The sequence below is a fragment of the Pseudomonas sp. GW822-FHT06D10 genome (assembly GCF_058799535.1).
In genome coordinates, this window is record NZ_JBXALN010000009.1 from 126644 (window position 1) to 139421 (window position 12778).

The 12778-nt window shown below is 61.0% G+C and carries 13 protein-coding genes; 7 read left to right on the top strand and 6 right to left on the bottom strand.

Annotated features, from left to right (window positions below; translation table 11 throughout):
• Window positions 1-35 precede the first annotated feature (35 nt).
• Both AC1RL5_RS26585 and AC1RL5_RS26590 read left to right on the top strand, forming a co-directional pair.
• Window positions 36-803, top strand: coding sequence for a CHAD domain-containing protein (locus AC1RL5_RS26585; protein ID WP_072450632.1), 768 nt, complete (start codon window positions 36-38; stop codon window positions 801-803).
• Between the two features lie 109 nt (window positions 804-912).
• Entirely contained in the window at window positions 913-1710 is a 798-nt protein-coding gene (locus AC1RL5_RS26590) for an acyl-CoA thioesterase (RefSeq protein WP_011062561.1), read from the top strand.
• 4 nt (window positions 1711-1714) lie between these two features.
• On the opposite strand, the gene AC1RL5_RS26595 is transcribed toward AC1RL5_RS26590, so the two are convergent.
• The 3 genes from AC1RL5_RS26595 to AC1RL5_RS26605 form a co-directional block, all read right to left on the bottom strand.
• A complete protein-coding gene (locus AC1RL5_RS26595) occupies window positions 1715-2077 on the bottom strand; it encodes a terminase (RefSeq protein ID WP_026019949.1) in 363 nt (120 codons plus the stop codon).
• A 119-nt stretch (window positions 2078-2196) separates the two neighbouring features.
• On the bottom strand, window positions 2197-3678 hold the full coding sequence (locus AC1RL5_RS26600; RefSeq protein WP_011062559.1) for a methyl-accepting chemotaxis protein: 1482 nt from the start codon (window positions 3676-3678) through the stop codon (window positions 2197-2199).
• Between the two features lie 85 nt (window positions 3679-3763).
• Complete coding sequence (locus AC1RL5_RS26605) at window positions 3764-4570, bottom strand: TatD family hydrolase (protein WP_011062558.1); 807 nt, start codon at window positions 4568-4570, stop codon at window positions 3764-3766.
• Between the two features lie 235 nt (window positions 4571-4805).
• Here AC1RL5_RS26605 and AC1RL5_RS26610 point away from each other — a divergent pair, with 235 nt between their 5' ends.
• The 3 genes from AC1RL5_RS26610 (at window position 4806) to AC1RL5_RS26620 (ending at window position 7371) form a co-directional block, all read left to right on the top strand.
• Window positions 4806-6227 (top strand): MltF family protein, encoded by a 1422-nt coding sequence (locus AC1RL5_RS26610; protein ID WP_011062557.1) that lies wholly within the window; start codon window positions 4806-4808, stop codon window positions 6225-6227.
• 103 nt (window positions 6228-6330) lie between these two features.
• A complete protein-coding gene (locus tag AC1RL5_RS26615; protein ID WP_072450630.1) occupies window positions 6331-6765 on the top strand; it encodes a DoxX family protein in 435 nt (144 codons plus the stop codon).
• 285 nt (window positions 6766-7050) lie between these two features.
• A complete protein-coding gene (locus AC1RL5_RS26620) occupies window positions 7051-7371 on the top strand; it encodes a hypothetical protein (RefSeq protein ID WP_011062555.1) in 321 nt (106 codons plus the stop codon).
• Window positions 7372-7502: 131 nt separating this feature from the next.
• Here the strand turns inward: AC1RL5_RS26620 and AC1RL5_RS26625 are convergent, their stop codons facing one another.
• Complete coding sequence (locus tag AC1RL5_RS26625) at window positions 7503-8132, bottom strand: response regulator transcription factor (RefSeq protein WP_011062554.1); 630 nt, start codon at window positions 8130-8132, stop codon at window positions 7503-7505.
• 294 nt (window positions 8133-8426) lie between these two features.
• On the opposite strand from AC1RL5_RS26625, the gene greB reads away from it, so the two are divergent.
• Window positions 8427-8900, top strand: coding sequence for a transcription elongation factor GreB (gene greB / locus AC1RL5_RS26630; RefSeq protein ID WP_065365470.1), 474 nt, complete (start codon window positions 8427-8429; stop codon window positions 8898-8900).
• Between the two features lie 33 nt (window positions 8901-8933).
• Here greB and AC1RL5_RS26635 read toward each other — a convergent pair whose 3' ends face one another.
• The gene (locus AC1RL5_RS26635; protein WP_123576864.1) at window positions 8934-11438 is read right to left on the bottom strand and encodes an ABC transporter permease; all 2505 of its coding nucleotides are present in this window, start codon (window positions 11436-11438) and stop codon (window positions 8934-8936) included.
• Window positions 11438-12121, bottom strand: a complete 684-nt coding sequence (locus AC1RL5_RS26640) for an ABC transporter ATP-binding protein (protein ID WP_011062551.1) — start codon at window positions 12119-12121, stop codon at window positions 11438-11440. Before AC1RL5_RS26640 ends, AC1RL5_RS26635 begins: the two co-directional genes overlap by 1 nt.
• 10 nt (window positions 12122-12131) lie before the next feature.
• On the opposite strand from AC1RL5_RS26640, the gene AC1RL5_RS26645 reads away from it, so the two are divergent.
• Complete coding sequence (locus AC1RL5_RS26645; protein WP_492589405.1) at window positions 12132-12737, top strand: arylesterase; 606 nt, start codon at window positions 12132-12134, stop codon at window positions 12735-12737.
• Window positions 12738-12778: the final 41 nt, after the last annotated feature.

Here is a 12778-nt window from a genome sequence, read left to right on the forward strand (position 1 = left end):
AAGTCAGGCTTTTGACTCGTGTTGGGGAAGCCTTGATGTCTGCCTTGGTTGATCGTTTGGTGGCTCAGGTTCTGGGCCTGGAAGTGAGTTTGCTGGCTTGTCAGGCCCGCTTGTCGGCCGCCACGGATGCCGAGGCCTTGCATGATCTGCGCATCAGCGTGCGACGCTTGCGCAGCCTGTTGCGCCCGTTGCGTGGCCTGCCCGGAGTGGAGCAACTGGAAGCCGCGGCCAGCGAAGTGGGGCGGGTGACGACGCCGATTCGTGATCGTGAAGTATTGGCGGCCTATCTGCATCAGCATGGCCAGCATGCCGCTGCCGACCGTCGTACCTCACAGCTGTTGCATGAGTACTCGGCAGTGGCCGCGGGGGCGGAATTGGCGCAGTTGTTTCTGGTGCTGGATGTCTTCCCCAGGTTCCTCCGGGCCTCTGAGCGCCAAGGTTTGCTGCGGGGCCTGCGCGGCAGTATCGAAAAACGCCTGGCCAAGCAGTGGAAAGCCTTGGGCCAGGCGCTGCTGGACCCTGCCCACGACCGTCATCGCCTGCGTCTGCTGATCAAGCGGGTGCGTTACGCCGCCGATGCCTATCCCGAGCTGGATCGCTTGCCCTTCCAGGCGATGAAGCGCCTCAAGGCGGCTCAGAGCGCCCTGGGCGATTGGCATGATTGCTGGCAATGGCTGGCCCAGGCCGAGCAGCAACTGGATTTACTGCCCTGTGTGGCGGTCTGGCGCAGAACCATGCTCAAGGCCGAGGCCCGTTCCGATCAGGTGCTGGAGCAACTGCATCGCGATTGCTTCAAGCGGTGAGGGCCGAAGGGCGGCTTATCTGTCCGCTGCTTTGGCCGGAATAATGGCTGTGTGGCTCTGCGACGCTGGTTAAGATCCCTCAGTCTATTTTTTGTCCCCCGAGGTTTTCATGCGTTTCTATGATTTGCTCGAAGCCGTTCGCGGCCAGCCCCAGGCGCTGACCATTCCGGCGGAATGGGCCCAGGGGCGCGCCAGTTTCGGTGGCCTGGTGGTTGCTCTGCAGTATGAAGCGATGCGGGCCAAGGTTGCGGCGGACCGCCCCGTGCGGTCGCTGGCGGTCACCTTTGTCGGCCCGGTGGCGCCAGATGTGCCGGTCAGTTTCGAGGTGGATGTGCTGCGCGAAGGCAAGGCCGTCAGCCAGGTACTGGGGCGGGTCATGCAGGAGGGTCAGGTGGTGACTCTGGTGCAGGGCAGTTTTGGCGCTTCCCGTGAATCGTCCGTCAGTGTGGCCGCCGAACCTGCGCCCGAAATGAAACACTGGGATGATTGCCAGGAGCTGCCTTATATCCAGGGCGTGACGCCGGAGTTCATGCGTCATCTGGCAATGCGCTGGAGCATCGGTGGCCTGCCATTCACCGGCAATCGTTCCCGCGACATGGGCGGTTGGGTGCGCTTGCGTGGGGATGTGAAGGAAGAACCGGTCACCGAGGCGCATATCCTGGCACTGGTGGATGCCTGGCCGCCAGCGCTGTTGCCGCACCTGACCAAGCCCGCCGCGGGCAGCACCCTGACCTGGACCATCGAGTTCGTCCAGCCGTTGCTGGAACTGAGCACTCTGGACTGGTGCAAGTACCGGGTGGAAATCGAACACGCGCGTGACGGCTACGGGCATGCGGCAGCGGCCTTGTGGAATGCTGAGGGCCAATTGATCGCCCTGAGCCGCCAGACGGTGACCATCTTCGCCTGAGCCATCAGTGCCGGTGGCGCTGCAACCAGGCACGCCACCAGGCACCGCTCAGGACAAAGCGCGGAAAGGTCACGAACTGTTCCACCAGCAGCCGTTGCACGGCATCCTTGCGATCACTGAAGGGCTCGGCGGCCTGGGCCTCCAGGCTGTGTCCGTGGCGCTGCAGGCCCAGGGCTGCGAGGATGCCGACCACACCGATGGCCAGGCTCAGGAAGCTCAAGGAAAACACGCCCGAAACAATCAGCAGAAAACCGATGATGAATAGCGGTACGGCAATCAGGTGCAATACCAGATTGGCAGGGTGCTGGTGATTCTGCGGGTAGACGCGCCATTGCCAGGCGGGGAGGTTGGGGTGACGTTTGCCCATGATGATCATCCTTAGTTCTTTAAGACTCATGAACCAAGGATAGGGGCCAGTTGGGATGGCGGCGAATCAAGGCTGGCTATCGGTGCGATAGCCAGTAGAGGGGGGTCGAGGCACTCGGATCAGAGTTTCAGCTGGCCTATGGCTTTGCTCAACTCACCGGCCAGGGTCGCCAGTTCACTGCTGGTGGTGGCCGAGGCAACGGTCTGTTGCACGGTGTTCTCGGTGACATCGCGAATGCTCACCACCGCCCGGTTCATTTCTTCCGCTACCTGGCTCTGCTGTTCCGCTGCGACAGCGATCTGCGTGTTGCTTTCGCGCATCTGGGCTACGGCGCCGGTGATTTCCGCCAGTGCCGCGCCGGCTTCCTGGGCCTGTTGCACGCAGTCATCGGCCTTGAACGAGCTTTCCTGCATGAAATCCACGGCATCCCGGGTGCCGGCCTGCAGGGCCGAGACCATGCTGGTGATCTCGTCGGTGGAGGTCTGCACACGCTTGGCCAGGTTGCGTACTTCATCTGCTACCACGGCAAAACCGCGGCCCATTTCCCCTGCTCGAGCGGCTTCGATGGCGGCATTGAGGGCCAGCAGGTTGGTCTGCTCGGCGATGCTGTGGATAACGTTGACCACGCCATTGATCTTCTGGCTGTCCTCGGCGAGCTTCTGAATCATCTCGGCGGTCTGCTGCACGCCATTGGAAAGCCCGGCGATGGATTTCTGCACCCGGCCCACCACTTCATGGCCGGTACCGGCCAGGGTGTCAGCGGTCTGCGACAGGTCCCGGGTGGCACCGGCATGCTGGGCGATGTGATAGACGGTGGCGGACATCTCGTTGATGGCCGTGGCGGCCTGATCGGTTTCGCTCTGCTGGCCGAGCATGCCGTGGCGTACATCGTTCATGCTTGAGGCCAGGCGTGCGGCGCCCTGGTCCAGCTGCCGGGCGGTATTGGCCACGGTATTGACTACCCGCTGGTATCCGGCCTGCATGGCATTGAAGGCGCTGGCCATCTGACCCACCTCATCCTTGCAGGACAGCGGCACGCGAGCAGACAGGTCGCCGGTCTTCTCCACGTGCAGCATTACGTCCTTGAGGGTGTTGAGCTGGCTGAGGAGAAAACGGATCAGCAACTGCGAGGCGCAGAGCATGGCGAACATCAGGATGAACACTGCGACGGCGTAATTGGTGAAACGATCGCTGAAGACCTGGGCCAGGCTCGGGGCGTAGGCCAGTACGGCGACCTGCTGGCCGTCGGCGCGCTGGATCACGTCAGCGCCCAGTAGCGGATTTTCACCGAACAGCGGCATAGGGTTGAGCTCGACCCAGCCGTTGGCGCCGTTGAGTTCGCTGAGAGTCTGCTCGTTGAGGCTGGGTGTCTGTCCCCGGGAGAAATACAACAGGTGTTCGGCGCTGGGCAGCGCCTGTCCTTCGGGCCAGGCGCCGAGCAGCTTCGCCTCGGCCTGGGCGGCAGCCTGGGCTGTCTGGCTGCGAGCCTGTTGCTCCAGTTGCACGGCGTACAGCACCAATAACAAGGTGGTGACGAAGGCGACTGCATTGACCGCCCAGAATTTGTACTTCAGCGAGATATTGCTAAGCCAGGCACCCATGGAAGGTCTTCTCTGATTGAGCGAAACAGTATTGGCAAGGTGCCATTATTGTGCCGCCATGATCTCGGAAAAATCTTGATGTGGGTCAAGCAATCTCTGGCAAGCGAAAAAACGCCCGAGAGCAGGCGGTACTGTGGCTTGCAAGGTCTTCTAGGGTTTCACCGCGGTGCAACGCAACTTCTCGTAAAACCTCGGTCAGATAGGCCGGTTCGTTACGACCATTTTTCGGCTTTGGCCGCAAGCTGCGGGGTAGCAGGTAGGGGGCATCGCTTTCCAGCATCAGGCGCCCGCGGGGGATGTCGCGTACCAGCGGGTGCAGGTGGGTGCCGCGGCGTTCGTCGCAGATCCAGCCTGTGATGCCGATGTGCAGGTCCAGGTCGAGGTAGCTGAACAGGGCCTTTTGTTCACCGGTAAAGCAGTGGACTACAGCAGCCGGCAAGCGATCACGGAAATCCCGCAGGATGTCCAGCAAGCGCAGGTTGGCGTCACGTTCGTGGAGAAACACTGGCAGCTGCAACTCGACAGCCAGGGCCAGGTGTTCTTCCAGGACTTTTTCCTGTTGCGGGCGGGGAGAGAAGTCCCGGTTGAAGTCCAGGCCGCATTCGCCCACGGCGCGTACCCGTGGCTCTCCAAGCAGAGCGCGCAAGCGTCGCGGGCTGTCGGCATTCCAGTCGCTGGCGCTGTGGGGATGCAGCCCGGCGGTGGCAAACAGTCTCTGCCCGTCGGCGTCCAGTTTCTGGCACAACTCCAGGGCCTGTTCACTGCCTTCGACGCTGGTTCCGGTGAGGACCAACTGGCACACCCCAGCCTCATAAGCACGATTGAGAACGGCTTGGTGTTTTTCGGCAAAACTGGGATTGGTCAGGTTGACGCCGATATCGATGAGTTGCATGGTGCTATCTCCGCCTGCGGCCGGAAAGCATATCAGAGCTGTAGATTTATAAGAAAAACCAAGAACTACAACGAGTTATAGCTGTCTTTTGCTGCCGGACCAGAGCAACGGCCACGTTCTTCAGCGCCATTGCACGGGTCTTTCGCAGCTTGCCAGCGCTCAAGGCGCTCTGTTTCTGGCAATCAATTCTTCAAAAAGCGACGAAGGGTTGAACAGTATTCTTTGCGGAGAACGGATGACCCGATCCTCGATATTGCTCGCGCTGTGCCTGTCATTGCTGCTGCCCTTGCCGGCGCTGGCGCGCTTGCCCGGGCCACTGGAAGCGCACGCCACGGGAAAAGTGCGCGACCTGGCGGAAATCCGCAGCAGCCGGGTACTCCGGGTGCTGGTCAATCAGAGCCGCAATAGCTCCGGAGAAGTCCAGGGCCAGGCCATAGGTGTCGAGTACCACCGCCTGCGCTCGTTCGAGCAGTACCTCAATGGCCATGCTCGCGACGGCCAGGAAATCAGCCTGAAGATCATTCCCAAAGCCAAGGATCAATTGCTGGGTGCATTGCAGCGGGGCGAGGGCGACCTGGTGGCGCCTGGTGAGCTGCTGGAAGCCCAGCCCGGAAATGCGGTCAGTTCCAGCGACCCGATCGTCAGTAATGTTCCCCTGCTGCTGGTCGGGATCAAGGGTGAGCGCCGTTATACACGGATCGAACAGCTGTCCGGCAAGACCCTGACCCTGACTACCGGTAGTGCGGCGGGGGACGCGGTCAGCCAGATCAATCAGAAGCTGGCCCTGCACAAGCTGGCGCCGATCAAGGTGGAGTGGGTCGACCCCAGCCTGGCGGTGGAGGATGTGCTGGAAATGGTCCAGGGCGGCATTTTTCACCTGACGGTTGTCGAGCAGCCGATTGCCGAACGCTGGAGCAAGATCCTGCCCAAATTGCGTTTGGACAGGCAGTTGAAGATCAGTGAGCCGGGTGAAGAACACTGGTTTGTCCGGCGCGATGCGTCGATGCTGCGGGCGAGTATCGACCGCTTCCTCAAGACCTATAAGGCGCCGGCGGATCAGGATGTGGCGTTCCTGCGTATCTACCGACGCCAGTATCAGGTGCACTATCCCCTGGCCCGGGCCGACCGTCAGCGTCTGGAAAAACTGCGTCCGGTTTTGCAGAAGCATGCCGGCGAACAGGGCATGGACTGGCTGAACCTAGCGGCGCTGGCGTTCAAGGAGTCAGCGTTGCAACCCCCTTCCAGAAGCGGCAGCGGCCCTACCGGGCTGATGCAGATCACGCCTTCGGCAGCGCAGCGGGTCGGGGTCAACAATATTCAGTCCGTAGATAGCAATGTGCAGGCAGGGGCCAAGTACCTGGCGATGATTCGCCGTAAATTTTTTGCCAGCCCCAAACTCAATGAGCGCGAGCGCATGGCATTTGTGCTGGCGGCCTACAACATGGGGCCGGAGCGGGTGCAGGGTATGCGCAGTGAAGCCCGGCGGCGGGGGCTCAACCCCAACCAGTGGTTCTTCCAGGTGGAGCGCATCGCCATGGAGCAAGTGGGCATGGGGGCCGTCAGCTATGTTAATAGCGTCAACAAATACTATCTGGCCTTTGATCGTGAACGAGACTCCCTGGAGCCTCCGGAGCGAAAAGTTGCGTCACGTAAATGATCTAAAAAATCGATTATTTTCTTGAGTAATTTCCGCTTTTAACATGATTAAAACTGATTAGTATGGCGACCAACTTTCCTACCTTCACACAGGACTACACAGCATGAGCACACTGACCAACAAGCTACTGGGCACTCGCGCGGGCTACGGCTTGACCGTACTGCGGATCTTCGTCGGCATCATCTTCGTGGCTCACGGCTCGCAGAAACTCTTTGGCTGGTTTGGTGGTGGCGGTCTGGCGGGAACGGCGCAGTGGATGGAGAGTATCGGCCTGGCTCCCGGCTATTTGATGGCGTTGTTATCGGGGGGCACCGAATTCTTTGCCGGTCTGGCACTGATCATTGGCCTGCTGGCGCGTCCCGCTGCATTGGGCCTGTCGTTTACCTTGCTGGTGGCGATTTTCTCGGTGCATATCAGCCATGGCCTGTTCATGGCCAACAACGGTTATGAGTTCGCTCTGGCACTGCTTGGCGGCACTGTCGCGGTTCTGATTGAGGGGGCCGGCAAGCTGTCCCTGGATGCGGCAATCGCCAGGTAAGTCGATGCGCGGGCGGTGTTCCAGAGGCTCTGGATCAGCCGTCGGCAAAGTTATCCCAGGCCTGCGAATGCAGGCCTTTTTCGTTGCTGACAAATCTTGACACTGACCTGTCGGCTTCTCTAGGATGCTGCTCATGCGCCGATTTAAACAGCTACTTGCGGGGCGCCAGGTGAGTCGAAAGATCACTGATAGAAGCTATAGTCAGGCTTCGAAATACCGCTAAAGCGCTGGTTCGGTGTTGCCTCTCACCTGCCCGGCAGAAATCTGAGGCAGAGACACAATACGATGAATGCACCACGCCCCCTTGTACGTCTTGCGCCGATCACGGCGAGTCTTTCCCAGCGCAATCCGAAAATCCTCCTGGGTGGCAAGCACCAGCCCACACTATTGCGTTATCTCGACGGTTGGCCACGACGTTCCCCGGGCCCAGCGGCGTTTCTGATTCAATTTGTCGAAGAAGGTGAGTCCCTGGCACGCTTTGCCAGTGACAGCTTCGATCTGGCGGTCATTCCGGCACCCAGTGCGGCGGATGCTGCGGAAGTCATCAAGCAACTGACCCGCGTCGCTCGCCAGGGGTTGATCATCCGCCGCCAGTTCAGCAGTTGACCCGCCGGTAGTGCATCACGGCTGCTGAACTGCGCCTTGTACAGATCGGAACTCCATTGGACAGACACCGGCTGGAAAGTCTTCAGTCGTGGCGGTTGTCCGTCATTTGGTGGCGATTAATGGCTTGATGATCAAACTACGGCATTGCGTTTGGCCAATTCGGCCAAGGCCACCAGGTTGGACACATTGAAACGCTTGAGTAACCGCACTTTGTAGGTGCTGACGGTCTTGTGACTGATCAACAGCGCATCGGCAATCTGCTGGTTGTTCAGACCGGTAGCCAGCAGTTTCAGCACTGTTATCTCGCGGTCGGTCAGGCGGGAAATCAACACACTCTCCTGGTTGGCGGCGTTGGTGTTCTGCTGCAGGATATTAATGGTGTCTTCCGGAAAGTAGCTGTACCCGGAAAGGATGGCCTTTACCGCATTGGCCAATTCGTGAAGGTTCTCGGTCTTGCACAGAAAACCTGCGGCTCCGGCTTGCAGGCAGCGCAGGGCGAAGTTTTTCGAATCACTTGAGGTCAGTACCAGGGTCTTGACGTGCAGCCCGGCGGACTTGATGTGCGCGATGACCGAGAACCCATCCAGGTTGGGGATGCCCAGGTCGAGGATCAGCAGGTCCGGCAGGTGTTTGCGCACCAGTTGCACGGCATCGGCACCGTTGTCGGCTTCGGCGACGATATTGTGATGATGAGGATCCAGCACCGACCTGATGGCCAGTCTGATCAGTGGATGGTCATCGACGATAATGATGTTGCCCATGTGGTACTTTCCCTTTGCTTTTGAGGTGTTGGTAGTTATTGGCTAGCTCTGTGGGGAATGGGTATCAAGCAGTGTGGCGTGCCGATTGCCGACGCTCTTGTCGAACCTATGCCCTGGGCCGTACGGCTCGGCTGTTTGGCCCTATGATTGGCTGACCTCTCTGAAATCTAAATCGGACAAATCTGATAGTGATGTCCATAGATCGGTGGCAGATGCCGCTCATGACGTGCCGGCTTTGTCGGCTCATACAACTAATGCGCAGCATGTGCATAAGGCTGGAGGCTGATTAGCCAATTGAGTACCAAGCTCATCACACAGGATGGTTACGACGCTCTGAAACAAGAGCTGGACTATTTATGGCGGGAGAAGCGCCCGGATATCACGCAGAAGGTCACCTGGGCGGCCTCGCTGGGCGATCGCAGCGAGAATGCGGACTATCAGTACAACAAGAAGCTTCTGCGGGAAATCGACCGTCGGGTGCGCTACATACGCAAGCGCCTGGAAGACATGAAGGTGGTTTCCTACGCGCCTGAGCAGGAGGGGCGGGTGTTCTTTGGTGCTTGGGTCGAAGTCGAAAACGAGGTGGCCGAGATCAAGCGCTTTCGTATCGTCGGTTACGACGAGATCTACCTGCGCAAGGACTACATCTCCATCGATTCGCCCATGGCCAGGGCGTTACTGAAGAAGGAAGTGGGTGACGAGGCCGTTGTCCACACCCCGGCAGGTGAAACCTGCTGGTGGATCAACCAGATCGATTATGTGAAGTAGGCTCGCCGACCTGGGCAGGCGAGCCTTGGGCTTTCAACCTTCGCGTAATACATTCAGCGGGCTGGCGTTCAATGCTCGACGGGTACCGAAAACTCCCGCCCCGCCTACCAGCAGCGCCCCCACCAGAGGCAACAGTAACAGCCATGGATGCGGGTGCCAGGGCAGATCGAAAGCGAACCGGTAGAGCACCAGGCTGACCAGTTCGCACCCCAGTGCCGCTAGCAGGCCGCTGACTGCACCCAGCAGGCCGAACTCGATCCGCCTGGCTTTCACCAGCAGTTGCCGCTCGGCCCCGAGGGCACGCAGCAGCGCCCCCTGGCGAATGCGTTCGTCCAGGGTGGCCTGGAGCCCGGAAAACAGCACTGCCATTCCTGCCGCCAGGACAAACAGCAACACATATTCCACCGCCAGGGTGACCTGGGCCAGGATGCTGCGCAGTTGTTCCAGCAGGGCTTCGACCTGAAGGATGGTCACTGCCGGGAAGGCCCGGGACAGCTCGACAATCTGCTGATCGTGCCCAGGGCTCAGGTAGAAGCTGGTCAAGTAGGTGGCGGGCAGATCCTTCAAGGTGCCCGGTTGGAAGATCATGAAGAAGTTCGGCTGGAAGTTGTCCCAGTTGATGCTGCGCAGGCTGGTGACCCGGGCCTCCCGGTTGGCGCCGGCGACCGTGAAGGTCAGGTGATCACCCAGCTTAAGCTTCAGGCTCTGCGCCACCTTGGCCTCGACCGAGACGCCGGGCAACCCGTCATCCGGCTGGGCTGACCACCAACTGCCCTCGATAATGCTGTTGCCGCTGGGCAGATCGGCGGCCCAGGTCAGGCTCAGATCGCGTTGTATGGCCCGATCACCGCTGGAATCCTTGCTGACGATCTCCCTTACCGGCTCGCCATTGATGCTCACCAGGCGCCCCGGAACCACGGGGTACAAGGGCGCCGAAGGGGCGGAGAGCTGCACCAGGCGCTCGCTGAAGGCCTGTTTTTCCGCCGGCAGAATGTTCAGTGCGAAGTAGTTGGGGGCATTTTTCGGCAATTGGTTTTGCCAGGTGTCCAGCAGTTCGCCACGCAGCAGGGCAATCAGCGCCATGGACAATAGAATCAGGCCGAAAGCCAGGGATTGCCCGGCCGCAGCCAGGGGGTGACGCAGCAACTGGCCCAGGCCCAGGCGCCAGGGCAGGGCGGCGCGGGCCAGCAGGCGCCGCAGGCTTTGCAACAGCAGCAACAACAAGCCACCCAATACCAGTGCCGCCAGCAGGCCACCGCCCAGCAGGGCGAAGGTCAGCACCAGGTCCAGGCTCAAGCGCCACATGATCAGGCCCAGGGCCAACAGAGCGGCGCCGTAGATCATCCAGGTGCTGGAGGGGATTGGCAGCAGGTCGCGCCGCAGTACGCGCAGCGGCGGCACCCGTCCCAGCGCAGCCAGTGGCGGCAAGGCGAATCCGGCCAGGGCCACCAGCCCGGTACCGATGCCGGCGATGGCGGGTAGCAATCCTCCGGGTGGTACGTCGTTGGGCAGCAGGTCATGTAGCAGGTAAAACAGGCCGAGCTGGGCCAGCCATCCCAGCAACGCCCCACTGAGGCTGGCCAGCAGACCCAGAACGCCCAGCTGTACGCTGAACAGCAGCATGGTTTCCCGGCGTGAGAGGCCCAGGCAGCGAAGCAGGGCGCTGGCATCAAAGCGTCGCGTGGCGAAGCGATTGGCCGACAAGGCTACTGCAACCCCTGACAGCAGCACCGCTACCAGGCTGGCCATGTTCAGATAACGTTCGGCCTTGCCCAGGGCTCCACCGATCTGCTGGTTGCCATCGCGGGCATCCTGCAGCCGCTGGTTGGCGGCCAGCGCCGGCTTGATCTGTTGACGATAGGCTTCAAGCGCCGGAGCCGGTCCGCGCCACAGCTCCTTGAAGCTGACCCGGCTGCCAGGCTGGACCACGCCGGTGGCTTGCAGATCTTGCAGGTTGATCAGGACCCGGGGCGTCAGGCTGTAGAAGTTGCCGGCCCGGTCAGGCTCGTAGGTCAGCACCCTGGCCAGGCGCAAGGTTTTCATGCCGACGTCGATGCTGTCGCCAATCTTGAGGTCCAGCGCAGTCAGCAAGCGCGGTTCGACCCAGGCGTCTCCGGGCGCGGGACCGCCTCCTGGCTCCTCGACCCCATAAGGGGCTGCGGCACTCTTGAGCTGCCCCCTCAGGGGGTAGGCTTCGTCGACGGCCTTGATGCTGGAGAGCTGGATCGCATTGTCGGTGGCAATGACGCTGGAGAACTCGACAATCCGCGCATGATCCAGCCCCAGTTTCAGGCCGCTGTCGAGCTGTTCCGGGCGTGCTGGGGAACTGCCTTCCAGCAGCAGATCTGCGCCGAGGAACTCGGTGGCGCGTAACAGCATGGCGCCGTTCAAGCGTGCACCGAAGTAGCCGATGGCCGTGCTGGCCGCAACCGCTACCAGCAAGGCGAAGAACAGTACCCGCAACTCTCCGGCACGGGCATCGCGCAACAGTTGGCGGACAGCGAGGCTGAACAGGCGCGGCAGCGGCAGACGTGCCATCAGGGCTCCAGAGGGGCGACCAGCAGGCCCGCTTCAAGACGGATCAGGCGCCGGCAACGATGGGCCAGGCGTTCATCATGGGTCACCAGCACCAGGGTGGTGCCGCTTTCCTTGTTGAGTTCGAACAGCAGGTCACTGATGCGTTCACCGGTATGGCTGTCGAGGTTGCCGGTGGGTTCATCGGCAAACAGCACATCGGGTTCGGCAGCGAAGGCCCGGGCAATGGCTACCCGCTGTTGTTCGCCACCGGAAAGCTGGCGTGGCGAGTGGCTAAGGCGCTGGCCAAGGCCGACCCGCTGCAGCAGTTCGGTGGCCCGCTCGCGGGCATCGCGACGGCCGTCCAGCTCCAGGGGCAGCATGACGTTTTCCAGGGCATTGAGGCTGTCGAGCAATTGGAAGGACTGAAAGACAAACCCTACATGCTCGGCCCGGATACGGGCCCGCTGATCCTCGTCCAGCTGGCTCAGAGCCTGGCCCGCGAGGGTGACTTCGCCGCTGCTGGGCAGGTCGAGCCCCGCCAGCAAGCCCAGCAGGGTCGATTTGCCGGAGCCGGAGGCGCCGACGATGGCCAGGCTGTCGCCCTGGTTCAGCTCGAGGCTGAGTTCATGCAGGATGGTCAGTTCACCTTCCGCGCTGGGAACCACTTTGCTAAGGTTCCGCGCAGTGAGAATGCTTGCGCCCATGGAGAATCCGATGCGTGTATGGTTTTTGAGTGCCGGCCTGGCCTTGATGTGCATGGCCCAGAACGCAGCGGCGGGTACGGTCCTGATCGTTGGCGATAGTATCAGTGCGGCTTTCGGCCTGGATACCCGCCAGGGCTGGGTAGCCCTGCTGGAAAAGAGGCTCAAGGACCAGGGTTTTACCGACAGGGTAGTCAATGCCTCGGTCAGTGGCGACACCAGTGCCGGGGGCCAGGCGCGGCTGCCGGCGCTGCTTGCAGAGCATAAGCCTGAAGTGGTGATTCTCGAGTTGGGGGGTAACGATGGCTTGCGCGGCCAGCCGCCCCGGCAATTGCAACAAAATCTTGCTTCGATGATCGACAGCTCCCAGGCCCAGGGTGCCAAGGTGCTGCTTTTAGGCATGCAATTGCCGCCCAACTATGGCGTGCGCTATACCCAGGCCTTTTCCCAGGTCTACAGCCAGTTGGCCAGCGAGAAAAAGGTAGCCTTGGTGCCGTTTTTTCTTGACGGGGTCGGGGGGCATTCCGAACTGATGCAGGCAGACGGTCTGCACCCTGCGGCAGCGGCCCAGGGCAAGTTGCTGGAAAATGTCTGGCCGACGCTAAAACCGCTGCTTTGACGCTTTTCTAGTGACAGTGTTTCGGCTAATGTGGCGCCCCC

Bases quoted from the DNA above. Each gene is read 5' to 3' on its own strand.
- AC1RL5_RS26615 (WP_072450630.1), top strand. From the start codon at position 6,331: ATGAGCACACTGACCAACAAGCTACTGGGCACTCGCGCGGGCTACGGC.
- AC1RL5_RS26645 (WP_492589405.1), top strand. From the start codon at position 12,132: ATGCGTGTATGGTTTTTGAGTGCCGGCCTGGCCTTGATGTGCATGGCC.
- AC1RL5_RS26605 (WP_011062558.1), bottom strand. From the start codon at position 4,570: ATGCAACTCATCGATATCGGCGTCAACCTGACCAATCCCAGTTTTGCC.
- AC1RL5_RS26600 (WP_011062559.1), bottom strand. From the start codon at position 3,678: ATGGGTGCCTGGCTTAGCAATATCTCGCTGAAGTACAAATTCTGGGCG.
- AC1RL5_RS26590 (WP_011062561.1), top strand. From the start codon at position 913: ATGCGTTTCTATGATTTGCTCGAAGCCGTTCGCGGCCAGCCCCAGGCG.
- AC1RL5_RS26585 (WP_072450632.1), top strand. From the start codon at position 36: ATGTCTGCCTTGGTTGATCGTTTGGTGGCTCAGGTTCTGGGCCTGGAA.
- AC1RL5_RS26610 (WP_011062557.1), top strand. From the start codon at position 4,806: ATGACCCGATCCTCGATATTGCTCGCGCTGTGCCTGTCATTGCTGCTG.
- AC1RL5_RS26625 (WP_011062554.1), bottom strand. From the start codon at position 8,132: ATGGGCAACATCATTATCGTCGATGACCATCCACTGATCAGACTGGCC.
- AC1RL5_RS26640 (WP_011062551.1), bottom strand. From the start codon at position 12,121: ATGGGCGCAAGCATTCTCACTGCGCGGAACCTTAGCAAAGTGGTTCCC.
- AC1RL5_RS26595 (WP_026019949.1), bottom strand. From the start codon at position 2,077: ATGGGCAAACGTCACCCCAACCTCCCCGCCTGGCAATGGCGCGTCTAC.
- AC1RL5_RS26620 (WP_011062555.1), top strand. From the start codon at position 7,051: ATGAATGCACCACGCCCCCTTGTACGTCTTGCGCCGATCACGGCGAGT.
- AC1RL5_RS26635 (WP_123576864.1), bottom strand. From the start codon at position 11,438: ATGGCACGTCTGCCGCTGCCGCGCCTGTTCAGCCTCGCTGTCCGCCAA.